Below are 26,409 nucleotides of genomic sequence, written 5' to 3'. Positions count from 1 at the left end.
TTGGGTTCTCCTCACCACCCCCCCGCTTTCAACTGGCCCACATTTCCATGCAGTTGATGCGCGAACCGAGGAAAGCGTTTGCGGAATCGGGTCGCTACACCTCTCCCGCCCAGGGCGGATTCGCCCCGCGGACCGCGCACACCGCGGCGGCCACGCGGGCGCCGAAGTCCAGGGCGGCGGCGACCTGTTCGGGCGTCAGGGCGTACAGGCGGCCGCCCAGCGCACCGGCGCCGTGCAAGGAGTGGAGGAAGCCCGCCATGAAGGAGTCCCCCGCGCCGACCGAGTCGACGACGCTCACCGGCGGCGCGGCCGCGTGCAGCCGCTCGCCGTCGACGGAGGCGAAGACGCCGTCGGCACCGAGCGTGACGACGACGAGGCGGGCGCCCTGCGCGTGGAAGGTCTCGGCGGCCTGCTCCGGGGTGGCGCCGGGGTCGAGGTGCGCAAGGTCGTCGTCGGAGAGACGCAGGATGTCGGCGGCGGCGCACCAGCGCGGCAGGGCGCTGCGGTAGGCGGCCGGATCCACCAGCAGGGGACGGACGTTGGGGTCGACCGACACGGTCGCGCGCTCCCGTACGTCCGCCAGCAGGTCCTCGACGGCCTTCCCGCCGGGCGGCCGTACGAGCGCCAGCGAACCGGTGTGCAGGCAGGACAGGGGCCCGTCGGACGCGGCGGCGAGTTCCTGCGGCGTCCACTGGAAGTCGGCGGTGTTCTCCGCGTGGAAGGAGTAGTCGGCGCGGCCGTCCTCGTCGACGTCGGCGACGGCGAGGGTGCTGGGTTCGCGCGCGGCGACCGTTCGGCTCAAGTCGACGCCGGAGCCGGCCAGATGGTCGCGGAAGAGCCTCCCGAAGACGTCCCCGGAGATGCGTCCGAGGAAGCGGGTGGGCGTGGCAAGCCGCGCCAGTGCGACGGCGGTGTTGGCGGGGCCGCCGCCGGGCAGCACGTCCAGTCCGATCGCCGGGGTCTGAGCCTCCGTGGCCGGGGGCCTGACGAACGCGTCGGCGACGCATTCACCGAGCACGGCGACGGGAGCGGCGGCGGGGACTGGCGCGGGCATGCGGACCTCACGGATTCGGGCTCGGGGGCCGGGGTGGCTTCGGGACGCGGCGACCGGGGGCGGCGGGCCCGGCCATGGCTCGCGCTGGAGTCCAGCAGCCGCCTGTGACCCTGTCAACGAGGCATTCGTGCATACGGACGGGATGCGGGCAGCCGTGCATGCGTACCGGGCGAGGTGCGTGCCGGTGACCCGGTCGCGCCGGAGCGAGCCGCTCCCCTGCGGCGGACCATGAGCCGTCCGGTATGTATCGTCCGGACGCAGACAGCCTCCGGCGGAAGGGAAGGCGCAGTGCCACGTGAGCAGGGCCGCGACCCCGGCGGCCACCGGGCGCACCGCGGAGCACGAAGCAGCCGCGGCGGGCCTCACGCGCGGCGCGAGGGACACGGACCGCACGCTCGGCGCGACGGCAGTACCGGCAGTACCGGCGGCCGTGGACCGCGCGAGGACGGCACGTCGCACACCCAGGGAACCCCGCGCGGAGGGCTGGAGCAGCAACTCGCCCGCCTGGAGGGCGCCTCGTACGGCAGGTACAAGGGCCTCGTCGGTACGTGGGAGATGCCGGGCGCGGAGACGACCGGGGAGAGCCTGCGGCTCGTGCGCGGCCAGGCCGACCCCTTCGCGCCGCCGGCGCGCGTGGCCGTGCGGGTGCCCGCGGAACGTGCCGGCTTCCCGTCCGCGCTGTGGAGCACTCCGGTCCGCCGCCGCGCCCTCGCGAGTTTCCTCGCGCGCCGCGCGGCCCAGGTCGCGGGCGGTGAGCGGGCGTTGCGGATCGACGCGGGCGGCCAGGAGGTGCTCGACCGGGGTTCGTGCCAGGTCTCCGCCGAGGACGGCGCGGTGACGCTCCGGTTCGGTCTCGCGCTGCCCGGCAACGGCCGCCGCATCGACGCCCGTACCGCGCAGCGCCTGCTGTGCCGGCTCGTGCCGGACATCGCCGAACGTGCGCTGCGGTTCGAGTCGCTGGACGCGGCGGCGGTGGACGAGTTCGTGGAGACGGTCGAGGACTCCGACGCGCTCCGCGAGGCGCTGCCCGGGCTCGGTCTGGTCGCGTTCGTCGCCGACGGAGCGGTGCTGCCGCGGGGCAGCGGCGTGGACGACCGTCCGGCGAAGGGCGAGGGCATCGTGCCGTTCTCCTCGCCCGAGGGGATGCGCATGACGGTCCGGCTGCCGAACGCCGGCAACGTGACCGGCATGGGACTGCGCGAGGGCGTGAGTCTGATCGTCGGCGGCGGCTTCCACGGGAAGTCGACGCTGCTGCGCGCCCTGGAGACTGGCATCTGGGACCACGTGCCAGGCGACGGGCGTGAACTCGTCGTCTCACGCCCTGAGACGGTGAAGCTGCGTGCCGAGGACGGGCGACGCGTGGAGCGGGTGGATGTACACGCGTTCGTGGGCCATCTCCCGGACGGCTCCGACACCACCGACTTCTCGACCGACAACGCCTCCGGCTCCACCTCACAGGCGGCGTCCCTGTGCGAGGTCGTCGAGGCGGGGGCGCGGGTGCTGCTCATCGACGAGGACACCGCGGCGACCAATCTGATGATCCGCGACGCCCGCATGCAGACCCTGGTGGCCAAGGAGCGTGAGCCGCTGACGCCGCTGGTGGACTCCGTGCGCTCCCTCCACCGCGACCACGGCGTCTCGACGGTGCTGGTCATGGGCGGCTCCGGCGACTACCTGGAGGTCGCCGACCTGGTGCTGATGATGGACGCCTACCGTCCCTCCGACGTCACGGAGCGGGCGCGCGAGGTCGCGTCCGTACCGACGGGACGGCATGCCGAGGCCGAGAGCTTCCCGCCGGTGGTGCACCGCAGTCCCGACCCGGCGTCGCTGGAGCCGGAGTCGCGGGGCCGCCGTCGTGTGCGCTCGCGCGGCGAGGACGCGCTGACGTTTGGGGAGCACGAGGTCGATCTGCGCTCCGTGGAGCAGATCGCGGACTCCCGGCAGGTCGCGGGGATCGGCCTCGCGCTCGACCTGATGGTGCGCCGCGGGCATGTGGACGGCACGCGTACGCTCGCGGAAGCGCTGGACCTGCTCGACGCCGATCTGGCGGCGGCGGGCGCGGATGCGCTGCTGGCCGTGCGGGACGAGGACTTCGCCGTGCCGCGGCGCTTCGAAACGGCGGCGGCACTCAACCGTGTGCGCGGCCTGCGCGTCCGCAGGGGGGCAAGCACGCCTGGAGCGAGTACGGAGAGAAGCGGTTGAGCGAGAACGCGACGCGAACCGTCACCACGTGGTCCCTGGAGCAGACGGCTCCCGGGGACCTGATCGACGCCCGCCCCGTGGACGATGCGACCGGACTGCGGATCGTGCGGTCCGAGCTGCCCTCCGTGGCCTTCAGCCGGTTCCTCTACAGCGAGGTCGGCCAGGACGTGGAGTGGATCGACCGGCTGCCGTGGACGCGGGAGCAGTGGCGCCTCTGGCTGGAGCGCCCGGGCGTGGAAACCTGGGTGGCCTATGAACGGGGCACGCCCGCCGGCTACATCGAGCTGGACGGCGCGACCGAGGACACCTCGGGGCGCGGCGCCCCTCCGGGCAGCACCGTGGAGATCAGCTACTTCGGCCTGCTTCCCGAGTTCCGGGGCCGCGGCATCGGCGGACGGCTGCTCGCGCACGGCACCCGCCGCGCCTGGGATCTGGCGGACCGGTGGGACGGGCGGCCGCCGACCTCCCGCGTGTGGTTGCACACATGCAGCAAGGACGGTCCGTACGCCCTGGGCAACTACCAGGGGCGCGGCTTCCGCATCTTCGCCAAGGAAGTGACGCGGGAAACGGCCGGGGAGAAGGGGGATGCGGCGGCCGCCCCGAGGCCGCCGGCGCAGCGCCCGGCTCCGGAGTGAGGACCGTCCTTTCGCTTGCTGTCAAGAGGGCATCGTCCCGTTATTCGGGACAGGATCGTCCACATACTGGATATTGGTGGACTGCCCGTTCGGCACCGTGCGAGGCTTCCGTCATGTCTCGCGCTGGAATCGCCTTGGTGAGTCGACGCCACGTCGACTTCGGCCGCATGTCCAGCGCCATCTGTCGCGCGGGCTGACAGTCCCAGCACCAACCATCACGAGCCGCCCTCATCGTCGCGGGCTTGCGCTCCCACCGACTGAACCGCCGCGGCCCTCCCTGCCTTCCGCGCGTGCGCGAAACGCCCCACGCAAGGACGTCACAGGTGTGCCGCGCGCGCGTACCCGCTGACACGCACCCGTCTTCGACGACCGGCCGTGTCCGGCTGCCCGGCCGCCCGGCCGGGCTACGCCCGAAGGACACCTGAAGGATCCGAAGGACAACTGCCATGGCCGACACCTCCAAGCGTCCCGCTTCCTCACCGAGCCGCCGCAAGGCCGGACGCCATCGCGGCGAAGGGCAGTGGGCCGCCGGTCACTTCACTCCGCTCAACGGCAACGAGCAGACGAAGAAGGACGACGACGGTCTCAATGTGCGGACACGCATTGAGACGATCTACGCACACCGCGGCTTCGAGTCCATCGACGGCGCCGACCTGCGCGGCCGTATGCGCTGGTGGGGTCTGTACACCCAGCGCAGGCCCGGGATCAGCGGCGGCAAGACCGCCGTCCTGGAGCCGGAGGAGCTGGACGACGAGTACTTCATGCTCCGGGTGCGCATCGACGGCGGGCAGCTGACGACACAGCAGCTGCGCACCATCGGCGAGGTCTCCCAGGACTTCGCACGCGGCACCGCGGACATCACCGACCGGCAGAACGTCCAGTTCCACTGGATCCGCATCGAGGACATGCCGGAGATCTGGCGCCGGCTGGAGGGCGTCGGCCTCTCGACCACCGAGGCGTGCGGCGACACTCCTCGCGTCATCCTCGGCTCCCCCGTCGCCGGCATCGCCGCCGACGAGATCATCGACGGCACGCCCGCCATCGACGAGATCCACCGCAGGGTCATCGGCAATCCCGCCTATTCGAACCTGCCGCGGAAGTTCAAGACCGCGGTCTCCGGATCGCCGCTGCTCGACGTGGCGCACGAGATCAACGACGTCGCGTTCGTCGGCGTCGAACACCCCGAGCTCGGCCCCGGCTTCGACGTGTGGGTCGGCGGCGGCCTGTCGACCAACCCCAAGCTGGGCGTACGGCTGGGCGCCTGGGTGCCCATCGAGGATGTCGCGGACGTGCACGAGGGCGTCGTCTCGGTCTTCCGGGACTACGGATACCGACGGCTGCGCACCCGCGCCCGCATCAAGTTCCTCGTCGCCGACTGGGGCGCGGAGAAGTTCCGTCAGGTGCTGGAGGACGAGTACCTGCTGCGCAAGATGGCGGACGGCCCCGCGCCCGAGGCGCCCGTCCAGCAGTGGCGCGACCACATCGGCGTGCACGAGCAGCGTGACGGCAACTACTACGTCGGCTTCGCACCGCGCGTGGGCCGCGTCGACGGCGGGACACTCGCCAAGATCGCGGACCTCGCGGAGACGCACGGCTCGAGCCGCGTGCGTACCACCGCCGAGCAGAAGATGATCGTCCTCGACGTCGCCGCGGACCAGGTGGAGTCCCTGACGGAGGCGCTGGAGGCACTCGACCTCACGGCCCGCCCGTCGGTCTTCCGCCGCGGCACCATGGCCTGCACCGGCATCGAGTTCTGCAAGCTGGCCATCGTCGAGACCAAGGCACGCGGCTCGTCGCTCATCGACGAACTGGAGCGCCGTCTCCCCGAGTTCGACGAGCCGGTCACCATCAACCTCAACGGCTGCCCCAACTCCTGCGCCCGCATCCAGGTCGCCGACATCGGTCTGAAGGGCCAGCTCGTCACGGACGCCGACGGCGAGCAGGTCGAGGGCTACCAGGTGCACCTTGGCGGTTCCCTCGGAATGGAGCCGGGCTTCGGCCGGAAGGTCCGCGGCCTGAAGGTCACCGCCACGGAACTGCCCGACTACATCGAGCGCGTGCTGCTCAACTTCAAGGAGCAGCGCGAGGACGGCGAGCGCTTCGCCCAGTGGGCGGCTCGCGCGGAAGAAGGTGCGCTGAAGTGAGTGAGCCTCGGCGCGCGGCGTCGGCTGGACCGAGAAGCCGCGCAACGACGAAGGAGCGAGCAGTGACGAGGGAAGCCGACGCGTCAGAGCGCGCCGAGGCTGAACGGGGGACACAGTGAGTGAGCGTGCGGCGCCGTTCTACTGCCCCTACTGCGGCGACGAGGACCTGCGCCCCTCCGAGGAGACCGGCGAGGCAGCGGGCGCGGGCAAGGGCGCGGCCTGGGAGTGCGCCGCCTGCAACCGGGCGTTCAAGCTCGCGTTCCTCGGGCTGCTGGCCAGGGGGCTGCAGCGCGGAGGCGCCGGCCCGGACAGTGCGGGCGGCGAAGGCAGCCAGGAAGGACGGCGCACGCCATGACGACAGCCGCACAACGGCATTCCGCCGAGGAGATGCAGCGGCTCGCGGAGGAGGCGGGCCGGGACCTGGAGGACGCACCGGCGCTGGAGGTCCTGCGCTGGGCCACGGACACCTTCGGTGACCGTTTCTGCGTCACCTCGTCCATGGAGGACGCGGTGGTGGCGCATCTCGCGTCACGCGTCGTCCCGGGCGTCCGCGTCGTCTTCCTCGACACCGGCTACCACTTCCCCGAGACGATCGGCACGCGTGACGCCGTGGCCGCCGTCATGGACGTCGAGGTGGTCACGCTGACGCCGAAGCAGAGTGTCGCCGAGCAGGATGCCGAGCACGGCCCGAAGCTGCACGACCGGAATCCCGATCTGTGCTGCGCGATGCGGAAGGTGGCACCCCTCGAGGAGGGTCTGCGCCACTACGACGCGTGGGCGACGGGACTGCGCCGGGACGAGTCGCCCACCCGTGCGGGCACGCCCGTAGTCGGCTGGGACGAGCGCCGGCAGAAGGTCAAGGTCTCGCCGATCGCCCGCTGGATTCAGGCCGACGTCGATGCCTACATCGCCGAACACGGGGTGCTGACCAATCCGCTGCTCTCCGACGGCTACCCCTCGGTGGGATGCGCGCCATGCACACGGCGCGTTCTCGAGGGCGAGGACGCCCGCGCCGGACGCTGGTCGGGCCAGGCCAAGACCGAGTGCGGGATCCACCTGTGAAGGTGAACTCCGTGACAGGGAGCGGGAGATGACGACAGCGACACAGCGGCAGGAGGCCGGGGCCACCGTCTGGCTCACCGGACTCCCGAGCGCGGGCAAGACAACGATCGCGACCGTGCTGGCGGAGCAACTCGCCGCGCAGGGCCGCCGCGTGGAGGTGCTGGACGGGGACGAGATCCGTACGTTCCTCTCCTCGGGGCTCGGCTTCTCCCGCGAGGACCGCGACCTGAACGTGCAGCGCATCGGCTTCGTGGCCGAGCTGCTCGCCTCGCACGGCGTGACCGTCCTCGTACCGGTGATCGCGCCGTACGCGGACAGCCGTGAGGCGGTGCGCAAGCGCCACCAGGCCGCCGGAACCGGCTATTTGGAGGTGCACGTGGCCACTCCGGTGGAGGTGTGCTCCGAGCGCGATGTGAAGGGACTGTACGCGCGTCAGGCCTCGGGCGAGATCTCCGGACTGACGGGCGTGGACGATCCGTACGAGGCCCCCGAGGAGCCGGATCTGCGGATCGAGGCACACCGGCAGGGCGTGGAGGAATCCGCTGCGGCGCTGCGCGCGCTGCTGAGTGAGAGGGGACTGCTGTGAGGACGGCTGTCACGACGCTGGAGGAACGGGAGAACCCGTACGCGCTCTCGCATCTGGACGCGCTGGAGTCGGAGGGTGTGCACATCTTCCGCGAGGTCGCGGGCGAGTTCGAGCGCCCTGTGATCCTCTTCTCCGGCGGCAAGGACTCCATCGTCATGCTGCATCTGGCGCTCAAGGCCTTCGCGCCGGCGCCGGTGCCGTTCACGCTGCTGCACGTGGACACCGGGCACAACTTCCCCGAGGTCCTCGAGTACCGCGACCGCGTGGTGGCGCAGCACGGGCTGCGGCTGCACGTGGCCGAGGTGCAGGAGTTCATCGACAGTGGTGAGCTGAAGGAGCGCCCCGACGGCACCCGCAACCCGCTGCAGACCGTCCCCCTGCTGAAGGCCATCGAGACCAACCGCTTCGACGCGGTCTTCGGCGGCGGACGCCGCGACGAGGAGAAGGCGCGGGCCAAGGAGCGGGTGTTCTCGCTGCGCGACGAGTTCGGCGGCTGGGACCCGCGACGTCAGCGGCCGGAGCTGTGGCAGCTCTACAACGGGCGTCACGCTCCGGGCGAGCACGTGCGTGTCTTCCCGCTGTCGAACTGGACCGAGCTGGACGTGTGGCAGTACATCGCCCGCGAGAAGATCGAACTCCCCGCCATCTACTACGCACATGAGCGCGAGGTCTTCTCCCGCGCCGGAATGTGGCTGGCTCCCGGCGAGTGGGGCGGTCCCGGCGACGACGAGCGGGTGGAGCAGCGCAAGGTGCGTTACCGCACCGTCGGCGACATGTCCTGCACGGGTGCCGTCGACTCCGACGCCGACTCCATCGAGAAGGTCATCGCCGAGATCGCCGCGTCCCGGCTGACGGAGCGCGGTGCGACGCGGGCCGACGACAAGCTCTCGGAGGCCGCCATGGAGGACCGCAAGCGCGAGGGGTATTTCTGATCATGACCACCTCCTTCTCCGGTCAGGGGCCGGCGGACGCCGCGGCCGACGCCGGGCTCGCGGCGACCTCGCTGCTGCGCTTCGCGACCGCCGGCTCCGTCGACGACGGCAAGTCGACTCTGGTGGGACGGCTGCTGCACGATTCGAAGTCGGTGCTGGCCGACCAGCTGGAAGCGGTGGAGACCGCCTCGCGCAACCGCGGCCAGGACACTCCCGACCTGGCGCTGCTGACCGACGGTCTGCGTGCCGAGCGGGAGCAGGGCATCACCATCGACGTCGCCTACCGCTACTTCGCCACCCCGCGGCGGCGGTTCATCCTCGCCGACACACCGGGCCACGTGCAGTACACGAGAAACATGGTCACCGGCGCCTCGACCGCCGAACTGGCCGTCGTCCTCGTCGACGCCCGCAACGGCGTCGTGGAGCAGACGCGCCGGCACGCCGCCGTGGCCGCGCTGCTGCGTGTCCCGCACGTCGTCCTCGCGGTCAACAAGATGGACCTCGTCGACTACGACGAGGACGTCTTCGCGCGCATCGCCGAGGAGTTCACCCGCTACGCGGCCTCCCTCGGGGTCCCGGAGATCACCGCCATTCCCATCTCCGCCCTCGTCGGCGACAACGTCGTGACCGCGTCCGCCCACATGGACTGGTACGGCGGCCCGACCGTGCTGGAGCACCTGGAGACCGTCGCCGTCGGCGACGACCCCAGCGACGACCCGGCACGCTTCCCCGTCCAGTACGTCATCCGCCCGCAGACGGCCGAACGTCCCGACTACCGCGGTTACGCCGGCCAGATCGCCTCCGGCCTGCTGCGTGTCGGGCAGCGGGTGACCGTGCTGCCCTCCGGACGTACCTCCACCATCGAGGGCCTCGACGCGCTGGGCCAGTCCGTGGACGTGGCCTGGGCGCCGCAGTCCGTGACGGTACTGCTCGCGGACGACCTGGACATCTCCCGCGGCGACATGATCGTGCCGTCCGACGCGACCGTCACTCCCAGCCAGGACCTGACCGCCACCGTCTGCCACCTTCATGACACGCCTCTGACGCCCGGTGCGCGCGTGCTGCTGAAGCACACCACCCGCACCGTCAAGGCGATCGTGAAGGAGATCCCCTCGCGGCTGACGCTGGACGACCTCTCCCAGCACCCCGAACCGGGGCGCCTGGTCGCCAACGACATCGGACGCGTGGTGCTGCGCACGTCCGAGCCGCTGCCCGTCGACGCGTACGCCGACTCGCGCCGCACCGGCTCCTTCGTCCTCATCGACCCCGCGGACGGCTCGACGCTCACCGCGGGCATGGCCGGCCACGCCTTCGCCGACGCCGTGCGGGAGACCGCCGAGGCCGAGGCCGGACGGGCGCCGGACGACGACGGCTGGGACTTCTAGACGGCAGCCCTTACCCGCACCGCCCCGACATCGGCCCGGGCCCAGAACCGCCCCGTCAGGCCCGACAGCCTCCGGGAGGACCCGCCCCGGCCTGACCGGGCTCCGACACGGACGTAGAAGGAACGGACGACCGCCATGCACGATGCGACACGACCCACCCTCGTGGTCATCGCACACGGCAGCCGCGACCCGCGGCACGCCGCGACCGTCGCGGCGCTGTGTGCGCGCGTGAGGGCGCTGCGTCCCGCGCTGCGCGTGGAGGCGGCATATCTGGAATTCAACGCCCCGTCGGTGCCGCGACTCCTGGAGAGGCTGCACGCGGAGGGCGTCCGCGACATCGTCGCCCTGCCGCTGCTGCTCAGCCGCGCCTTCCACGCCAAGTCCGACATCCCCGCCGTGCTGAACGAGGTGACGTGCCGACTACCGCGGCTGCGCGTGCGGCAGGCCGACGTGCTGGGCCCACATCCGCTGCTCGTCGGCGCTCTGGAGCGCCGGCTGCGCGAGGCCGGCTTGCGGCAGGGGAAGCACCGCTCGACCGGGGTCGTGCTGGCCTCGGCGGGCTCCTCCGACCCGGAGGCGATCGCGGTGATCGCACAGACCGCGCGGGAGTGGCGGCGCACCGGTGACTGGTGTGCCGTGCGTCCTGCGTTCGCCTCCGCCTCCCTTCCCCGTACCGAGGACGCCGTGCGCGGACTGCGTGCCGACGGCGTCCGGCATGTGGCGGTGGCCCCGTACGTCATCGCGCCCGGTCATCTTCCCGACCGCATCCGGAACGGCGCGATCGAGGCGAGGGCCGACGTGCTCGCGCCGGTGCTGGGTCCCTCGCCGGAGCTGGCGGAGCTGCTGGCTCTGCGGTACGACGAGGCGGCCGCGCGCGGGCCGCTGGCGCTGAGCGCCTGACGGCCCGCGTCCGGCGCCGGGCGGGCCCCTGCCAAAGGGCCGCGCGCCCGGCTCCGGCTGCCCACCTCTCAGCAGGCGTTCACGCCCGACCTCACAGCGCCCTGGCCGGCTCGTACTTGTAGCCGACGCGGCGGACGGTGACGATCGTGTCCCGGAAGCGGCCGAGCTTGCGCCGCAGCCGGGCCACGTGCACATCGACGGTGCGGCCGTCCCCGACGTGGCTGTAGCCCCACAGCGCGGACACGAGGTGGCTGCGGCTGTGCACCCGGTGCGGGTGCGCCACGAAGTGGGCGAGCAGCTCGAACTCCAGGTAGGTCAGGTCGAGTTGGCGTCCGTCAGCCTGCGCGGTGTGCCGGTCGGGATCGACGTGCAGACCCTCCGCCGCCGCGACCGGGGGCTGCGGCGGCGGCTGATCGGGCAGCTGCCTCGCAGGGGGCAGATCCGCGGGCAGCGCGGGGCGCAGCCGGACTCTCGTGCCGTCGGCGGTGAAGAGTTCGTTCGGGTCGGTGCCCTGCGGGACGAGCACGACGTAGCCCACGAGGGGCGTCTGTCCGCAGGGCTCATCGCGGGCGGCGGGATCGCCGGAGGCCTTCTCGTCGACCACGCGCAGATGGCGCGCGGCGGCGGAAAGGGCGGAAGTCATTCGGGGGCTCCTTCACGGAGAATTCTCATGAGTGGACCGGTACGGGTGAGGCCCCTGTCCGAACTGCCGTGAGGAACACGGCACACCGCCGGCACGCGGACCAGGAAATTGCGGATCGCGTGCGGCAGGCGGCGGTGAAACGGCGGGAATTCGCTCAGTGGACGGGTGAAAGGCGAATCCGGAAACAGCCGTCGTTCACGGAGACCTCGCGTGGTCATGGAACGAACGGAAGAACCGCAGCTCGGATCGGCCCCGCGAGGGGCGGAGCAGAGAGCAGGGCGGAACCGGAATCAGCCGAGCGCAGGGCTCAGGAACCAGCGGCACAGATGGCGCTGGCGTGCCGTCGCAGGTCGACGTGCAGACGCGCTACAAGAATCGCAGACTGATTCACGGAAATGAGCTTGCCAGCAATTACGGGGCGCCGTCAATGAATTCACGGAACGTCTCGAATGCCGGAAGAGGCAATGCGCGGCAACCGCAGCCACGGGCCGGCCGAGGGCGAGGAAGAACACGATCAGGTGCAGAAGTCCACGGGACACCCGCGCTGGGCCGCAGCAGGAACGGCCACCGAGACCCCGTACGGCCAGGACGCGGGCGGCACGAACGCGGCCGCCCGCCGCGCCCCTTGAGGAGCGCGACGGGCGGCCGGTGGTGCTGACGGAGCTCCAGGAGCTGCCCGCTCAGTGCTCAGCGGGCAGACTGGTCGGTCACTTGCCGACGTTCAGGAGCTCGTTCTTCGTGCCCTCGCTCGGGTTGGATATCGCGTCCTTCGTCGACTGCTCACTCAGGCCCTTGGCGACGTCCGCCGGCTTGGCGTCCTTGTTCGCGCCCAGGAAGAGCGCCGCGGCGCCCGCCACGTGCGGGGAGGCCATCGAGGTACCCGACAGCGTCTCCGTGGCGTCGTCGCCGGTGTTGGTCGCGGAGACGATGTCGACGCCGGGCGCGTAGATGTCGACCAGCTTGCCGAAGTTGGAGAAGTCGGCCTGCTTGTCGGCGTCGTCGCTGGCGGCGACGGTCAGGGCGTCCTTCACCCGGGCCGGCGACGCGTTGTCGGCGTCCTGGCTCTCGTTGCCCGCGGCGACGGCGAAGGTGATGCCGGAGTCGACGGCCTTCTGCACCGCGGCGTCCAGCGCCTCGTCCTTCGGGCCACCGAGGGACATGTTGGCGACGGAGGGACCCTTGGCGTTCTTGGTCACCCAGTCGATGCCCTTGACGACCTGCTCGGTGGTGCCGGAGCCCTGGTCGTCCAGCACACGCACGGCGACGATGTTGGCCTTCTTGGCGACACCGTGGTCGGTGCCGGCAATGGTGCCCGCGACGTGCGTGCCGTGGCCCTGGCCGTCGTCCGCCTCGCCGCCGTCGATGGCGTCGAAGCCGGACTTCGCACGCTTGCCGAAGTCCTTGTGAGTCATGCGGACACCGGTGTCGATGACGAACGCGGTCACGCCCTCACCGGCGGTGTCCGGGAAGGTGTACTTCTTGTCGCCCTTGGTGTCCTTCTGGTCGATGCGGTCCAGGCCCCACGACGGCGGGTTGGACTGCGTCTCGTTCACCGTGAAGGTGTGGTTCTGGACGACCTTCTCGACCTGGGAGTTGCCGGCCAGCTGGCGGGCCTCCTTGGCGCTGAGGCCCTTCGCCGAGAAGCCGTTGATGGCGGAGTCGTAGGTGTTCTTGACCTTGCCGCCGTACTGGTCGGCCAGGTCGCTCCCCGCAGCCTTCACGGAGTTGGCACCCTTGTTGTCCTTCAGCATGACGATGTAGCTGCCGTCGACAGTGCCCTTGGCCTTGGTGCCGAACACGTGGCCCTCGGCCGGAGCGGCGCCGGCAGGCAGCGTCAGCAGCGTGGCCGCCCCGATCACCGCCGCGGCGACACCGGTGGCCACAGTGATACGACGACGCCTGGCGGACTTCTCCGGGCTTCTGGGCGTGTTGGTTGCCATGACGAGGGTCCTCCTCGTGAGGTGTGGGGGGTTTTATGTCTGTTGTCACCCCCGGTCCGCGGGCACGAAGATCCGCAACCGGGTGACTCGAAACACTGTCTGATTGATCCGCTCACCTCAACCCGTATGAGCGGGTGTGACATACACAACTTTCGAAGCGCCTCACCAAAGCGCCCCGTATCACCCCAACTTGGCCTGACGAGGCGTCAGTTCGGTCACATATCTGACCGACATGACTCACCTGCGTTCAACTCTTGAGCGGGCCGCGTTCGACTCGCGAACGGTTCAGCTCGCCAGCTCGATCAGCCGCTGGACCGTTCGCCAATTGCGGCCGGTCATCGTCACCTTGGGGCGCACGGCCTCGAGAGCGGCAGGGAGCTTGCTGCGGCCCATCCCGTCCGGGAAGTAGCAGTACACGGCGCTGCCCGCGTGCTGGAAGGTGTCGGGGGCGAACTTCGCCTCCTCCACCGAGTCGAAGTGCCCCTTGTTCGGGACCTCTTCGAGGAAGAGGACCAGCAGCTTGGCCGGGTCCAGCTCCGCCGCCGGATAGGGACAGGCGGCCGCCACGGCGCGCAACTCCTCAGCCGTACGGACCAGACAGCGGACCTCGAAGCCGAAGTGCTCCTCGATGGTGCGCTCCAGGCGGTCGCCCGGGTCGGCGTCGTCGGTGGTGAAGACCGCGTTGCCGCTCTGCAGATACGTGCGGACGTCGCTCCAGCCAAGGCCCGACATGACGTTCCTCAGCTCGCCCATGGGCACCTTCTTGTGGCCGCCCACATTGATCCCCCGCAGTAGCGCCGCATAAGTCGTCATGTGCGGCAGCTTAGAAGAGGTGGGCCTCGGCGGTGGGCGGCACCGCTTTTCACGACACCGGACGCGAGTCCGTCCACGCGGACTCGAACTCCTCACGGTAGGTCTGGAACAGCCCGTGCACGCCCTCGTCCTGCGGCTTGTCGTGCTCCCCGCGCCGCTGCACGAGATCCCTTCCCCCGCCGCGCAGAACCAGCACGGGGGCCTCCATGCCGCGGACCCGGCGCAGATACGGCTGCACGACGGCCAGGCCGTCCGCGCCGTCACCGTCGACCATGTACGCGGAGAAGCGCGGCGTCTCGTCGAAGACATGGATCTCGAAGGCGCCGGTGTCGCGCAGCCGCGCCCGCACGCGGCGCATATGGAGGATGTTCATCTCCACAGTGCGGCTCAACTCGCCCTTCTTTATGGCCAGTTCGCGCTCCCTGCGGCGTACGGCGCTGCTGGCCGGGTTGAGGAAGAGCAGCCGCAGCCGGCACCCGGAGGCGGCCAGACGGACCAGGCGGCGGCCCGAGTAGTTCTGCACCAGGAGATTGAGACCTATGCCCATGGCGTCCAGCCGCCGGGCGCCGCCGAAGAGGTCCTCGGCGGGCAGCCGCCGCTGGAGGCGGACACGGTCGGAGTGGACGCCCACCACGTCCGCGAAGCGGTCACCGACGAGATCCTCCACCGCGTCGACGGGCAGCCGGTGCGCGGAGGGAGCGTCGTCCCCGGAGGCGCCCAGCAGTTCCAGCAGCCGGGCGCACATGCGCTCCGCCTGCGCGAGCACGGTCTCGGAGAGCGCGCGGTTGCGGGCGACGGCGCTGCGCGCCACCTCCAGTTCGTCCAGGGCGAGTTCGACCTCGCGGCGGTCGTCGAAGTACGGCTCGAAGCAAGGCCAGTGCTGCACCATCAGCTCGCGCAGCTGCGGCAGCGTCAGGAAGCAGAGAACGTTGTCGTCGGCCGGGTCGAGCAGATAGCCCTTGCGGCGGCTCACCTCCCGTACGGCGACGGCCCGTTGGACCCACTCCTGCCCGGCCGGGCCGGCCGCGGCGATGACCCACTCGTCGCCGTGCACTGGCTCGTAGATGGGCCGCAGCACGGCCGACACGACGGCCCGCAGCCGCTGCTCGACGAGATTCAGCCAGATGTACGCGCGCCCTGCACGCCGGGCCCGGGTGCGGACCTCGGCCCACGCGTCGGCGTCCCAGTCGAGGTCCGCGCCGATCTCCATGGGACGCGCCAGTGACACCGCACCGGCCGGTACGCCGGCGGCCTCCCCGTCACCGTCGTCGCCGCCTTCACCTGGGGGGAGCTCAAGCCCTCCCGCACCCACCCGCGCACCGCCTTCCTGACCCTGTTGAGCGATCAAGGAAGACTACTGCGGCCCTGGAAGGGCCGCACCCTGAACCCCCATCAACTTGCCCCGCCCGTACGTCCGTACGAGGGATTGCAGCCCGACGCACCGTCCCTTTCGCCTCACCTGGGCAAGGATGCCCCGGTGCGGCGGCAGCAGCCGGACGGCAGCGGCGGAAGGAGAGCATCGCATGCAGGTGTGGCCGGGACAGGCGTACCCCCTCGGTGCAACCTACGACGGCGCCGGAACCAACTTCGCGGTCTTCTCCGAGGCGGCCCGCCGCATCCAGCTGTGCCTCCTCGACGACGAGGGCCGGGAGACGGCGGTGGAGCTGCGCGAGTCCGACGGCTACGTGCGGCACGCCTACCTGCCGGGTGTGATGCCGGGTCAGCGCTACGGATTCCGCGTGGAGGGCCCGTACGACCCGGATCGCGGGCTGCGCTGCAACAGCGCGAAGCTGCTGCTCGACCCGTACGCCAAGGCGATGAGCGGCAGCGTCGACTGGGACGAGGCGGTCTACGGCTACCGCTTCGGCGCCCCGCACCGCCGCAACGACCTCGACTCCGCACCGCACACCATGGCGTCGGTGGTGGTGAACCCCTACTTCGACTGGGGAGACGACCGACCGCCGCGCACCGGATACGACCGCACCGTCATCTACGAGGCGCACGTGAAGGGCCTCACGATGCTGCACCCCGGCCTGCCGCCCGAACTGCGCGGCACGTACGCGGCACTGGCGCACCCGGCCGTCATCGACCATCTGACGCAACTCGGCGTCACCGCACTGGAGTTGATGCCGGTGCACCAGTCCGTCACCGACAACAGGCTGGCCGACGTGGGGATGGCGAACTACTGGGGTTACAACACCGTCGGCTTCTTCGCCCCGCACAACTCCTATGCCTCGTGGGGCGACCGCGGCCAGCAGGTGCTGGAGTTCAAGCAGGCGGTCCGCGCCCTGCACGCCGCGGGAATCGAGGTCGTCCTCGACGTCGTCTACAACCACACCGCGGAAGGCGATCACCTCGGTCCCACGCTCTCCTTCCGGGGGCTCGACAACCCCTCGTACTACCGCCTGACGGAGGATCCGCGCTACTACATGGACACGACGGGCACGGGTAATTCACTGTTGATGCGCAGCCCTCACGTACTGCAGCTCATCATGGACTCGCTGCGCTACTGGGTGACCGAGATGCACGTGGACGGCTTCCGCTTCGACCTGGCCGCCACGCTGGCCCGTCAGTTCCACGAGGTGGACCGGCTCTCGTCCTTCTTCGACCTGGTGCAGCAGGACCCGGTCGTCAGCCGCGTCAAGCTGATCGCCGAGCCGTGGGACGTCGGTGAAGGCGGCTACCAGGTCGGCAACTTCCCTCCGCTGTGGACGGAGTGGAACGGCCGCTACCGGGACACCGTGCGGGACCTGTGGCGCGGCGAGCCGGGCACTCTCGCGGAGTTCGCCTGCCGGCTGACGGGATCCTCCGACCTCTACCGGGAGGGCAGACGTCCGCTGGCCTCCATCAACTTCGTGACGTGCCACGACGGTTTCACCCTGCACGACCTCGTCAGCTACGACGGCAAGTACAACGAGGCCAACGGCGAGGGCAACCGGGACGGCGAGAGCCACAACCGGTCATGGAACTGCGGCACCGAGGGAGCCACGGACGACCCGGACGTGCTGCGGCTGCGGCGGCGGCAGATGCGCAACTTTGTCGCGACGCTGATGCTTTCGCAGGGCGTGCCGATGATCTCTCACGGCGACGAGTTCGCACGCACGCAGCACGGTAACAACAACGCCTACTGCCACGACGGCGAACTGACGTGGGTGCACTGGCCGGACGGCGATGCCGAAGGGCGCGAACTCCGTCCGGAGGGCGAACTGAGCGCGTTCATCGCGGAGATGGCCGCCCTGCGCCGCGAACACCCCGTCTTCCGGCGGCGGCGCTTCTTCCGGGGGCCCGCGGACGGGAGCACCGGCGAGGAGCCCCGACGGGCCGCGGACATCGCCTGGTTCACCCCGCAGGGCGAGGCCATGAGTCAACGGAACTGGGACGAGGAGGACGCCCACTCGCTGACGGTGCTGCTCAACGGCGACGCCATCTCCGAGCCCGGCATCCGCGGCGAGCCCGTCACCGACGACTCGTTCCTGCTGCTCTTCAACTCGCGGAACACGCCTGTGGACTTCACCGTCCCGGACGGGCCCGAAGGGTGGTCCGACGGCTCCGGGGGCCAGTGGCAGCTCGTCCTGGACACCGCCGACGAATTGCCGCCGTCGGCACAGGAGCCCCGTAAGGCCGGGACGGGCGACCGGATCACGCTGACGGACCGCAGCCTCGTGGTGCTGCGGTGCGTCAGGACCGCGGCGGCAGTTCCAGGGAGGGCGGTTGCGCGGGGGCGAGTTTGAAGCCGATCTGCCCGAACCTCACCACGTCGCCGGGACGCACCCTGACCGAGCCCGTGACCCTGCTGCCGTTGACCCACGTGCCGTTGCTCGATCCGAGATCGCGCAGCTTCCAGCCGTCACCGGTCGCGCGCAGCTGCGCGTGGGTGCGGGAGACGCTGAAGTGGTTGAGCCGCAGCATCGAACCGGGTGCGCGGCCTATGGAGTACGCGTGCGATCCGGGCGCCGGAAGCAGCAGCTGCGGCAGGCGTTCGGACTGCCACGCGTGCCGGAGCGCACGGTGGAAGGACAGAAGCCTGGTGATCCCTTCCGCGAACCACCGCTTGCGCGGCCGCCGCGTCGGCAGATCGTGAAGCACCTCGTGCAACTCGCCCTGCCACTGTGCCTTGAGGATGACATCCATGCGCCGTTCGAAGGTGTTGTGCGAGATGCGTCCGTCCGCCGCCCCCTCACGCAGCGCCTCGAGAGCACGCTCCCGGTCCGCGTCGGAAAGCCGCGGCGGGTGGGCACCGAACTCAAGAGATGTCATGTACTGCATTCTCAGTACACCCAAACCCGCTGTCCAGGCCCGGCCTTGTGCAGTAGCCGAACCAATACATCCGCGCCCGGCACTTCGTCCCGGAGCATGGCGCGAGAAACTCCGTGGACGTGCGGTCCCACCCGCGCTACGTTGCAGCCCTCCCCCAGGCTCCGGCCGGGGGTACGCCCAGGACCGAGGAGAGGAGGCGAGAACCGATGCGCACCTTCACCTCCACGCGCTCCTCCCCCTGGGTCATGCGGCCCGGGTGGTGCCCCCCACTCGTCTCCAGGGCGTCGTCCGAGCAGCGGCACCAGGACAGGTAGTCCGCCCGGGGAGCGCAACGCTCTTTTCGGAAGGACCACTTGACCATGACCGGCATGACCGGAGAACTCGTCGTCCGCACTCTCGGTGAGTCCGAGGCGCGTGACGTCTTCACTTCCCTGCACGACCCCGGCCTGGTGGGCCGGGCTCTTCTCGGCCGTCCGTACAGCACCCTCGGCGAGGGCGGCGAGTACCGCCCCGAATGGACGTGGGTCGCCGAGCGGGCGGGGCGCGTCGTCGCACGCGCAGCCTGCTGGGGCGAGGGACGCGACGTCCAACAGCCGCTGCTCCTCGACTGGTTCGACTTCGAGCCGGGCGAGGACAAGGCGGCTGTGCGGCTGCTGCGCGCCCTCTCACCGAAGGTCGAATTCGAACTCGTACTGCCGCCGGGCTGGCGGGACGACGCCTCCGTGAGGGCCGCGGCAGAGGCGCGTATCGGCGCTGCGACGGCTGCGGGCTGGGCCCCGCTCGTCGAACGCTTCCGCTACGACTGGACGGCCACTGGGTACGGCCCGGACCACGAGGCCGAGGGGGAGGGTCTGCCCGAGCAGCCCGGCCGACTCCGGTTCCGTCCCGAGCCGGACGACGAGGTGATCCTCGACGTACTGCGCCGGATCCAGCACGGCACCCTCGACGCGCACGCACGGCACGCCCTCGCCGCAGAGGACACCGCTGACGCCGGCGTCGAACGGGCCGCCCGCGAGGATCTGGAACACCTGCAGTGGATGACCTCCTACGGGGGGCGCGAATGGTGGCGCCTGGCATACACGCCGGACGGGGAGCTGGCCGGTCTGCACGTGCCGGGCCTCATCCCGAGCGGCCACGCCGTCGGGTTCATCGCCGTGGTGCCGCAGCAGCGCGGCAACGGCTACGCCTACGACCTGCTCGCCGACTGCACACGGCTACTCGTCGACGAGGGCGCACGGAAGATCGCCGCATCCACGGATCTGGGCAACGCGCCGATGGCGGCCGCGTTCGCGAAGGCGGGCTATCGCGTCATCCAGCACCGCTACTGCATGACGCCGGCGCACGGCCCTGACGACGCCACCCCGGAGGACGCATAGAGACGGGCCGGGTGCCCGGGCTCCTGTTGCGGGAGCCCGGACACCCGGCCCAGGTTGTCCGGGCCGGCGTTGGCGGCCCGGACGGCGCACTCAGGCGAGGTCGAACCGGTCGAGGTTCATGACCTTGTCCCACGCCGCGACGAAGTCACGCACGAGCTTCTCCTCGGCGTCGTCGCACGCGTAGACCTCCGCGACCGCACGCAGTTCGGAGTTCGAACCGAAGAGGAGGTCGACGCGGCTGCCGGTCCACCTGACCTTGCCCGTGGCGGTGTCGCGGCCCTCGAAGGTCTCGGCGGCCTCGGTCGCGGGCTCCCACTTCGTACCCATGTCGAGCAGGTTCGAGAAGAAGTCGTTGGTCAGCGACCCCGGGTTGTCCGTGAGCACGCCGAGCGACGAGTTGTCGTAGTTCGCGTCCAGGACCCGGAGACCCCCGACGAGCGCCGTCATCTCGGGCGCGCTCAGCGTGAGCAGGTTCGCCCGGTCGAGCAGCAGGTACTCGGCCGGAAGCCGGTTGCCCTTCCCGAGGTAGTTGCGGAACCCGTCCGCGGTCGGCTCCAGTGCCTCGAAGGAGTCCACGTCGGTCTGCTCGGACGTCGCGTCCGTGCGTCCCGGCGTGAAGGGGACCTCGATCTGGTGGCCGGCCTTCCGGGCCCCCTCCTCGACGCCCACGCAGCCGGCGAGGACGATCAGGTCGGCCAGCGAGACCCTCTTGTTCGTGCTCTGGGCGGAGTTGAAGGTCTCCTGGATGCCCTCCAGCTTGCCCAGGACCGCCGCCAGCTGGTCGGGGTTGTTGACCTCCCAGCGGTTCTGCGGCTCCAGACGGATTCGCGCACCGTTGGCACCTCCGCGCTTGTCACTGCCGCGGAACGACGCGGCCGACGCCCAAGCGGTGGAGACCAGCTGGGACACCGTCAGCCCCGAGTCGCGGACCCGGCTCTTGAGGTCGGCGATGTCATCGGCACCGACGAGTTCGTGGTCCACGGCCGGGACGGGGTCCTGCCAGATCAGCGTCTCGCTCGGAACCTCGGGGCCGAGGTAGCGGTCGATCGGCCCCATGTCGCGGTGGGTCAGCTTGAACCAGGCCCGTGCGAAGGCGTCGGCGAACTCGGCGGGGTTCTCGAGGAAGCGGCGCGAGATCGGCTCGTAGACCGGGTCCATGCGCAGCGAGAGGTCCGTCGTGAGCATCGTCGGGGCGTGGCTCTTCGACGAGTCGTGGGCGTCGGGGACGGTACCGGCTCCGGCGCCGTCCTTCGGCTGCCACTGGTTCGCCCCGGCAGGGCTCTGCGTCAGCTCCCACTCGTAGCCGAAGAGGATCTCGAAGAAGCTGTTGTCCCACGTGATCGGGGTGTTCGTCCAGATGCCCTCGAGGCCACTGGTGATCGCGTCACCGCCGCTGCCGGTCCCGTGGTTGCCCTTCCAGCCGAGACCCTGCAGCTCCAGCGGGGCGGCCTCGGGCTCAGGGCCCAGGTGGGAGTCGGGAGCCGCTCCGTGGGTCTTGCCGAAGGTGTGGCCACCGGCGATCAGCGCGACGGTCTCCTCGTCGTTCATCGCCATGCGGCGGAACGTCTCGCGGATGTCGCGGGCGGCGGCGATCGGGTCAGGGTTGCCGTTGGGGCCCTCCGGGTTGACGTAGATGAGGCCCATCTGGACGGCGCCGAGGGGGTTTTCGAGCTCCCGGTCACCGCTGTAGCGCTCGTCGCCGAGCCAGGTGTTCTCGGGGCCCCAGTAGACGTCCTCCTCGGGCTCCCACACGTCCTCGCGGCCACCGGCGAAGCCGAAGGTCTCGAAGCCCATGTTCTCCAGCGCGACGTTGCCCGTGAGGACCATCAGGTCGGCCCAGGACAGCTTCTGGCCGTACTTCTTCTTCACGGGCCACAGCAGGCGGCGGGCCTTGTCGAGGTTGCCGTTGTCCGGCCAGCTGTTGAGGGGCGCGAAGCGCTGCTGGCCTGCTCCGGCGCCGCCGCGGCCGTCGCTGATGCGGTAGGTGCCCGCGCTGTGCCACGCCATGCGGATCATGAACGGCCCGTAGTGGCCGAAGTCGGCCGGCCACCAGTCCTTCGAGTCCGTGAGCACCTCCGTGATGTCCCGCTTCACGGCCGCGAGGTCCAGGGACTTGAAGGCTTCGGCGTAGTCGAAGTCCTTGCCCATGGGGTTGGCCTCGGCGGGGTTCTTGGCGAGGACCTTCAGGTTGAGGCGGTTGGGCCACCAGCCGCGGTTCCCGCCGCCCTGGGTCGGGTGGGGGGCACGGCCGTGCGCGACCGGGCAGCCACCTGCGCTCTCCGTGTTCGCCTGGTCGACGACTGCTTCGTGGTTCTCAGACACGGAATTCCTTCCACATGGATCAGGGATGATCAGGAGCTTGGTACGGCGGAACAGCCGGGGCACAAGCCCCAATAGATGACCTCGGCCTCGTCGATCACAAAGCCGTGGTCGTCGGACGCGGACAGGCAGGGAGCCTCACCGGTGGCACAGTCGACGTCGGCGACGACGCCGCACGACCGGCACACCAGATGGTGGTGGTTGTCCCCGACCCGCGCCTCGTAGCGCGCCAAGGAGCCCGGCGGTTGGATGCGTCGCACCAGACCTGCGGCCGTCAGCGCACGCAGCACGTCGTAGACGGCCTGGTGGGAGACCCCACCGAGATTCTCACGGACGACACCGGTGATCGATTCGGTCTCGGCGTGCGGATGGTCGTGCACAGCGTGCAGCACTGCCACCCGGGGCCGCGTGACTCGCAGCGAGGCCCCGCGCAGCATGCGCTCGACGTCCGAGGTGGTAGGCACGATCCGAAGCGTGCCTCAAAAACTGGAATCAATCAAGAAAGCTGTCACGCTTCGGCCGCTTGTTCGAAAGAGATTCGCCGGACGGAGCCCGCCGCTAGCCCTCCACCGCAAGCCGGATGCCGAGGGCCAGCAGCACGCCGCCCGAGACCTGTTCCAGCCTGCGCCGTACCCCCGCGCGGGACAGTACCCGCCGCATCCGCCCGACGAACCACACGTACATGCCGTAGTAGCCGATTTCGTAGACCGCCCAGATCGCCGCCAGCGTGACCATCAGCGGCAGCTGCGGAGCGCCCTTGGGGACGAACTGCGGCAGGAAGGACATGGCGAAGACCGCCGCCTTCGGGTTGGCGAGGTTCAGCAGCAGCCCGGCGCGGTAGGAGCGCCATCCGCTCTCCTGCGTCGGGCCGGAACTCGCGGCCACCTCGAAGCTGCCGCCCCGCCTCGCCGCGCGGATCGCCTGCACACCGAAGACGATCAGGACGGCCGCTCCCCCGAACCGCAGTACGTCATAGGCCAGTTCGGACGCCGCCAGCAGCGCCGTCAGCCCGAACGCCGCGACGACGCCCCAGATGAAGACCCCCGTCTCGTTCCCGAGCACGGTCATGAAGCCGGAACGGCGACTGCGCAGGGAACTGCGGATGATCAGCACGGTGCTGGGACCTGGCGACAGGGCGACCAGCGTGCAAGCACCCAAGAAGGACAGCAGGGTCATGAGCATGCGGCCCATCCTTGCCGCGCGTCCGCTCCTTTGCGAACGGATTTCCCCAAAACCTCCGCAGGTCCGCCGGGTCAGCCGCGCACGTCGTGTCCGGGCTTCCCCGGCAGGAACGAGGCGATGAGCAGCCCGGTCAGCGCGGCTCCGGCCGCGATGAGGAACGAGACGCGGAAGCCTTCCTGACTCGGCACGGCGGTGCCGCCCAGCGGGACGCTCATGCGTGCCAGCACCACGCCGACGACGGCGCTGGAGGTGGAGGTGCCGATCGAACGCATCAGTGTGTTCAGCCCGTTCGCCGCCCCCGACTCGGACGGCGGGACGGCGCCGATGATCAGGGCGGGCATGGCCGAGTAGGCGATGCCGATCCCGACGCCGATGAGGACGGCGGTCAGCACGACCTGCCACACGGCACCCATCAGTGCCGTACCGGTCAGATAGGCGACGGCGAGGACCACAAGTCCGGCCATCAGCGAGACCTTCGGGCCGCGGGTCTCGGATATGCGCGCCGAGAGCGAAGAGACGAGCATCATCGCGATACCCATGGGCGCCACGCACAACCCGGCCACGACCATCGTCTGCCCGAGGCCGTAGCCGGTGGAGCGGGGCAGCTGAAGCATCTGCGGCAGCACCAGCGTCGCGGCGTAGAAGGCGAGGCCGACGGTGATGGAGGCGAGGTTGGTCAGCAGCACCTGGCGGCGTGCCGTGCTGCGCAGGTCGACCAGCGGCTCGCGCACGCGCAGTTCCATGAGGCCCCACAGCACGAGGACCACCGGCGCGGCGGCGAAGAGGCCCAGCGTGATCCCGCTGCTCCAGCCCCAGTCGCCGCCCTTGGATATCGCGAGCAGCAGCATGACGAGCCCGGCGGTCAGGCCCAGCGCTCCGGGGACGTCGAAGCGGCCTCCGGTGCGCAGCGCGGACTCCGGCACGACGGTGACCACCATCAGCATGGCCAGGGCGCCGAGACCTGCCGACCCGAAGAACAGCACGTGCCAGTCCGCGTTCTGGGCGATGTACGCGGCGACGGGCATGGCGAGCGCACCACCGACGCCGAGCGACGAGCTCATGAACGCCATGGCCGAACCGAGCCTGGCCGGAGGCAGTTCGTCCCGCATGATGCTGATGCCCAGCGGGATGGCCCCCATCGCGAACCCCTGCACGGCACGTCCCGCGATCATCGGCACGAGCGACGAGGTCAGCGCGCACATCAGCGAACCGGCCACCATCGCGGCGAGACTCGCGAGGATGAGCCGGCGCTTGCCGTACAGATCGCCGAGCCGTCCCATGATGGGTGTGGCCACGGCACCGGAGAGCAGCGTCGCCGTGACGACCCACGCCGCGTCGGACGAGGTGGTGCCCAGCAGCTCCGGCAGCCGGGCCACGACGGGTACGAGCAGCGTCTGCATGACGGCGACCGAGATGCCGGCGAAGGCCAGGATCGCCACAACTCCCCTGCTCGCGCTCGGGGTTCCCTCCCCGGGCGGGCCGGCGCCCGCCGCCCTACGACCGGTGCTCGTGCCGCCCCCGGCGTCGTCCGTCCCTGAGCCCCGCTGATGCGGTTCGGCGGAGGAGGACGGTGCGGCACTGCGGGCATGGGTCATGCGGACTCCGTTGCGTGACGGACGGCTGTTCGGATCGTTTGTAACGTACAAGCGAACCGCCGCACTCCGCCCGGCTATTCCGCCCGGGCCGCGGGAGGGACGAGCAGGCGGGCTCGGAGGTGTTTCCCGGCGGCCAGCGTGGGAAGTCCACGCATGACGGTGTGGTTCGTCCACCGTCCTGAGCCTGCGGCCGTCTCCCCCGCCCGCCCGGACCTCCGGTCCGCCTCGCGGGGCACGGCAGAGGCTCCGTCCTCTCCGCTTCAGCAGGCGAGGACGTGTGTTCGAATCCCCCATCCGGAAGGCCCTCTGTGAACGACACCACTGAAACGTCCGCGCACCCCGGCACCGATCAGGGCCGTCAGTCCAAACGCGAGGGCCGGCGTGGTCGTCGGGGCCGGTACAGGGACCGTCGCGGGCACCGTGGTGGGCGTGAGGATGCCGAGCCGCAGATCTCCGAGGACGATGTGCTGATCCCCGTCGGCGGGGTCCTGGACATCCTCGACAACTATGCGTTCGTGCGGACGTCGGGTTATCTGCCGGGGCCGAACGATGTGTATGTGTCGCTGGCGCAGGTGCGGAAGAACGGTCTGCGCAAGGGTGACCACGTCACCGGTGCGGTGCGGCAGCCCCGTGAGGGGGAGCGGCGGGAGAAGTTCAACGCCCTGGTGCGTTTGGACTCGGTCAACGGTGCCTCGCCCGACGGCAGGTCGCGGGCGGAGTTCAACAAGCTGACGCCGCTGTATCCGCAGGAGCGGCTGCGGCTGGAGACCGAGCCGAACCAGCTGACCTCGCGGATCATCGATCTGGTCTCGCCGATCGGCAAGGGGCAGCGTGGGTTGATCGTGGCGCCGCCGAAGGCGGGCAAGACGATGGTGCTGCAGTCGATCGCGAACTCGATCACGGTGAACAATCCGGAGTGCCATCTGATGGTGGTGCTGGTCGATGAGCGGCCGGAAGAGGTCACCGACATGCAGCGGTCGGTGAAGGGTGAGGTGATCTCCTCGACCTTCGACCGTCCCGCGGAGGATCACACCACGATCGCGGAGCTGGCGATCGAGCGTGCGAAGCGGCTGGTGGAGCTGGGTCACGATGTGGTGGTGCTGCTGGACAACATCACGCGTCTGGGCCGTGCCTACAACCTCTCGGCTCCGGCTTCGGGGCGGATCCTGTCCGGTGGTGTGGATTCCACGGCGCTGTATCCGCCGAAGAAGTTCTTCGGTGCGGCGCGGAACATCGAGGACGGCGGGTCGCTGACGATTCTGGCCGCCGCTTTGGTGGAGACCGGCTCGCGCATGGATGAGGTGATCTTCGAGGAGTTCAAGGGCACCGGCAACATGGAGCTGAAGCTGGACCGCAAGCTCTCGGAGAAGCGGATCTTCCCCGC

23 protein-coding genes and 1 pseudogene are annotated in these 26,409 nt (G+C 70.3%); 13 read left to right on the top strand and 11 right to left on the bottom strand.

The features are described from left to right. Positions 1-94: 94 nt before the first annotated feature. On the bottom strand, positions 95-1,054 hold the full coding sequence (locus I004_RS0118965) for a carbohydrate kinase family protein (RefSeq protein ID WP_028436794.1): 960 nt from the start codon (positions 1,052-1,054) through the stop codon (positions 95-97). 288 nt (positions 1,055-1,342) lie between these two features. Here I004_RS0118965 and I004_RS0118960 point away from each other — a divergent pair, with 288 nt between their 5' ends. The 9 genes from I004_RS0118960 to I004_RS0118920 all read left to right on the top strand — a co-directional run bounded on the left by I004_RS0118960 (position 1,343) and on the right by I004_RS0118920 (position 10,900). Then, positions 1,343-3,256: a P-loop domain-containing protein gene (locus tag I004_RS0118960; RefSeq protein ID WP_486580127.1), complete on the top strand. Its 1,914-nt coding sequence runs from the start codon at positions 1,343-1,345 to the stop codon at positions 3,254-3,256. Then, positions 3,253-3,891 (top strand): GNAT family N-acetyltransferase, encoded by a 639-nt coding sequence (locus I004_RS34785; protein WP_051345189.1) that lies wholly within the window; start codon positions 3,253-3,255, stop codon positions 3,889-3,891. Before I004_RS0118960 ends, I004_RS34785 begins: the two co-directional genes overlap by 4 nt. A gap of 446 nt (positions 3,892-4,337) precedes the next feature. Beyond that, positions 4,338-6,035: a nitrite/sulfite reductase gene (locus I004_RS0118950; RefSeq protein ID WP_028436792.1), complete on the top strand. Its 1,698-nt coding sequence runs from the start codon at positions 4,338-4,340 to the stop codon at positions 6,033-6,035. Positions 6,036-6,150: 115 nt separating this feature from the next. After that, on the top strand, positions 6,151-6,390 hold the full coding sequence (locus I004_RS0118945) for a hypothetical protein (protein WP_028436791.1): 240 nt from the start codon (positions 6,151-6,153) through the stop codon (positions 6,388-6,390). Beyond that, positions 6,387-7,097, top strand: a complete 711-nt coding sequence (locus I004_RS0118940; RefSeq protein ID WP_028436790.1) for a phosphoadenylyl-sulfate reductase — start codon at positions 6,387-6,389, stop codon at positions 7,095-7,097. The genes I004_RS0118945 and I004_RS0118940 overlap by 4 nt, the downstream gene beginning before the upstream one ends. Before the next feature lie 28 nt (positions 7,098-7,125). Then, positions 7,126-7,683, top strand: coding sequence for an adenylyl-sulfate kinase (cysC, locus tag I004_RS0118935; RefSeq protein ID WP_028436789.1), 558 nt, complete (start codon positions 7,126-7,128; stop codon positions 7,681-7,683). Beyond that, entirely contained in the window at positions 7,680-8,615 is a 936-nt protein-coding gene (cysD, locus tag I004_RS0118930; RefSeq protein WP_051345188.1) for a sulfate adenylyltransferase subunit CysD, read from the top strand. The genes cysC and cysD overlap by 4 nt, the downstream gene beginning before the upstream one ends. Positions 8,616-8,617: 2 nt before the next feature. Continuing rightward, positions 8,618-10,000, top strand: coding sequence for a GTP-binding protein (locus I004_RS0118925; protein WP_028436787.1), 1,383 nt, complete (start codon positions 8,618-8,620; stop codon positions 9,998-10,000). Between the two features lie 135 nt (positions 10,001-10,135). Next, on the top strand, positions 10,136-10,900 hold the full coding sequence (locus tag I004_RS0118920; protein WP_028436786.1) for a sirohydrochlorin chelatase: 765 nt from the start codon (positions 10,136-10,138) through the stop codon (positions 10,898-10,900). 91 nt (positions 10,901-10,991) lie between these two features. Here the strand turns inward: I004_RS0118920 and I004_RS0118915 are convergent, their stop codons facing one another. Both I004_RS0118915 and I004_RS40380 read right to left on the bottom strand, forming a co-directional pair. Then, positions 10,992-11,543 (bottom strand): winged helix-turn-helix domain-containing protein, encoded by a 552-nt coding sequence (locus tag I004_RS0118915; RefSeq protein WP_028436785.1) that lies wholly within the window; start codon positions 11,541-11,543, stop codon positions 10,992-10,994. A gap of 307 nt (positions 11,544-11,850) precedes the next feature. Continuing rightward, entirely contained in the window at positions 11,851-11,934 is an 84-nt protein-coding gene (locus tag I004_RS40380) for a putative leader peptide (protein WP_343070934.1), read from the bottom strand. 58 nt (positions 11,935-11,992) lie between these two features. On the opposite strand from I004_RS40380, the gene I004_RS39520 reads away from it, so the two are divergent. Beyond that, the gene (locus I004_RS39520; protein WP_028436784.1) at positions 11,993-12,172 is read left to right on the top strand and encodes a hypothetical protein; all 180 of its coding nucleotides are present in this window, start codon (positions 11,993-11,995) and stop codon (positions 12,170-12,172) included. A gap of 78 nt (positions 12,173-12,250) precedes the next feature. On the opposite strand, the gene I004_RS0118905 is transcribed toward I004_RS39520, so the two are convergent. The 3 genes from I004_RS0118905 to I004_RS0118895 form a co-directional block, all read right to left on the bottom strand. Beyond that, positions 12,251-13,483, bottom strand: a complete 1,233-nt coding sequence (locus tag I004_RS0118905) for a S8 family peptidase (protein ID WP_028436783.1) — start codon at positions 13,481-13,483, stop codon at positions 12,251-12,253. 285 nt (positions 13,484-13,768) lie between these two features. Then, positions 13,769-14,296, bottom strand: coding sequence for a DUF1697 domain-containing protein (locus I004_RS0118900; protein WP_028436782.1), 528 nt, complete (start codon positions 14,294-14,296; stop codon positions 13,769-13,771). Positions 14,297-14,345: 49 nt separating this feature from the next. Beyond that, positions 14,346-15,608 (bottom strand): SAV2148 family HEPN domain-containing protein, encoded by a 1,263-nt coding sequence (locus I004_RS0118895; RefSeq protein ID WP_028436781.1) that lies wholly within the window; start codon positions 15,606-15,608, stop codon positions 14,346-14,348. 211 nt (positions 15,609-15,819) lie between these two features. On the opposite strand from I004_RS0118895, the gene glgX reads away from it, so the two are divergent. Beyond that, positions 15,820-18,027: a glycogen debranching protein GlgX gene (glgX, locus tag I004_RS34780; protein ID WP_051345187.1), complete on the top strand. Its 2,208-nt coding sequence runs from the start codon at positions 15,820-15,822 to the stop codon at positions 18,025-18,027. On the opposite strand, the gene I004_RS0118885 is transcribed toward glgX, so the two are convergent. Then, on the bottom strand, positions 17,975-18,553 hold the full coding sequence (locus tag I004_RS0118885) for an FHA domain-containing protein (RefSeq protein WP_028436780.1): 579 nt from the start codon (positions 18,551-18,553) through the stop codon (positions 17,975-17,977). The genes glgX and I004_RS0118885 overlap by 53 nt on opposite strands. Positions 18,554-18,921: 368 nt before the next feature. On the opposite strand from I004_RS0118885, the gene I004_RS34775 reads away from it, so the two are divergent. Next, positions 18,922-19,929, top strand: coding sequence for a GNAT family N-acetyltransferase (locus tag I004_RS34775; protein ID WP_051345232.1), 1,008 nt, complete (start codon positions 18,922-18,924; stop codon positions 19,927-19,929). A 90-nt stretch (positions 19,930-20,019) separates the two neighbouring features. On the opposite strand, the gene katG is transcribed toward I004_RS34775, so the two are convergent. The 4 genes from katG to I004_RS34770 all read right to left on the bottom strand — a co-directional run bounded on the left by katG (position 20,020) and on the right by I004_RS34770 (position 25,025). After that, complete coding sequence (katG, locus tag I004_RS0118870) at positions 20,020-22,251, bottom strand: catalase/peroxidase HPI (protein ID WP_028436778.1); 2,232 nt, start codon at positions 22,249-22,251, stop codon at positions 20,020-20,022. A 29-nt stretch (positions 22,252-22,280) separates the two neighbouring features. Next, entirely contained in the window at positions 22,281-22,685 is a 405-nt protein-coding gene (locus I004_RS0118865) for a Fur family transcriptional regulator (protein ID WP_486580141.1), read from the bottom strand. Positions 22,686-22,806: 121 nt separating this feature from the next. Then, a complete protein-coding gene (locus I004_RS0118860) occupies positions 22,807-23,430 on the bottom strand; it encodes a LysE family translocator (protein WP_028436776.1) in 624 nt (207 codons plus the stop codon). 71 nt (positions 23,431-23,501) lie between these two features. Then, positions 23,502-25,025, bottom strand: coding sequence for an MFS transporter (locus I004_RS34770; protein WP_078511440.1), 1,524 nt, complete (start codon positions 25,023-25,025; stop codon positions 23,502-23,504). Between the two features lie 371 nt (positions 25,026-25,396). Here I004_RS34770 and rho point away from each other — a divergent pair. Next, positions 25,397-26,409 (top strand): annotated as a pseudogene (gene rho, locus I004_RS34765) (transcription termination factor Rho); the annotation flags it as partial.

Source organism: Streptomyces sp. TAA486, assembly GCF_000426165.1.
This window is presented reverse-complemented; position numbering and strand designations above follow the sequence as displayed.

Coding starts and splice junctions, on each gene's coding strand:
- I004_RS0118965 (WP_028436794.1), bottom strand. CDS start 1,054: ATGCCCGCGCCAGTCCCCGCCGCCGCTCCCGTCGCCGTGCTCGGTGAA.
- I004_RS0118950 (WP_028436792.1), top strand. CDS start 4,338: ATGGCCGACACCTCCAAGCGTCCCGCTTCCTCACCGAGCCGCCGCAAG.
- I004_RS0118940 (WP_028436790.1), top strand. CDS start 6,387: ATGACGACAGCCGCACAACGGCATTCCGCCGAGGAGATGCAGCGGCTC.
- cysC (WP_028436789.1), top strand. CDS start 7,126: ATGACGACAGCGACACAGCGGCAGGAGGCCGGGGCCACCGTCTGGCTC.
- I004_RS0118925 (WP_028436787.1), top strand. CDS start 8,618: ATGACCACCTCCTTCTCCGGTCAGGGGCCGGCGGACGCCGCGGCCGAC.
- I004_RS0118920 (WP_028436786.1), top strand. CDS start 10,136: ATGCACGATGCGACACGACCCACCCTCGTGGTCATCGCACACGGCAGC.
- I004_RS0118915 (WP_028436785.1), bottom strand. CDS start 11,543: ATGACTTCCGCCCTTTCCGCCGCCGCGCGCCATCTGCGCGTGGTCGAC.
- I004_RS39520 (WP_028436784.1), top strand. CDS start 11,993: ATGCCGGAAGAGGCAATGCGCGGCAACCGCAGCCACGGGCCGGCCGAG.
- I004_RS0118905 (WP_028436783.1), bottom strand. CDS start 13,483: ATGGCAACCAACACGCCCAGAAGCCCGGAGAAGTCCGCCAGGCGTCGT.
- I004_RS0118900 (WP_028436782.1), bottom strand. CDS start 14,296: ATGACGACTTATGCGGCGCTACTGCGGGGGATCAATGTGGGCGGCCAC.
- glgX (WP_051345187.1), top strand. CDS start 15,820: ATGCAGGTGTGGCCGGGACAGGCGTACCCCCTCGGTGCAACCTACGAC.
- I004_RS0118885 (WP_028436780.1), bottom strand. CDS start 18,553: ATGACATCTCTTGAGTTCGGTGCCCACCCGCCGCGGCTTTCCGACGCG.
- I004_RS34775 (WP_051345232.1), top strand. CDS start 18,922: ATGACCGGAGAACTCGTCGTCCGCACTCTCGGTGAGTCCGAGGCGCGT.
- I004_RS0118865 (WP_486580141.1), bottom strand. CDS start 22,685: ATGCTGCGCGGGGCCTCGCTGCGAGTCACGCGGCCCCGGGTGGCAGTG.
- I004_RS0118860 (WP_028436776.1), bottom strand. CDS start 23,430: ATGCTCATGACCCTGCTGTCCTTCTTGGGTGCTTGCACGCTGGTCGCC.
- I004_RS34770 (WP_078511440.1), bottom strand. CDS start 25,025: ATGACCCATGCCCGCAGTGCCGCACCGTCCTCCTCCGCCGAACCGCAT.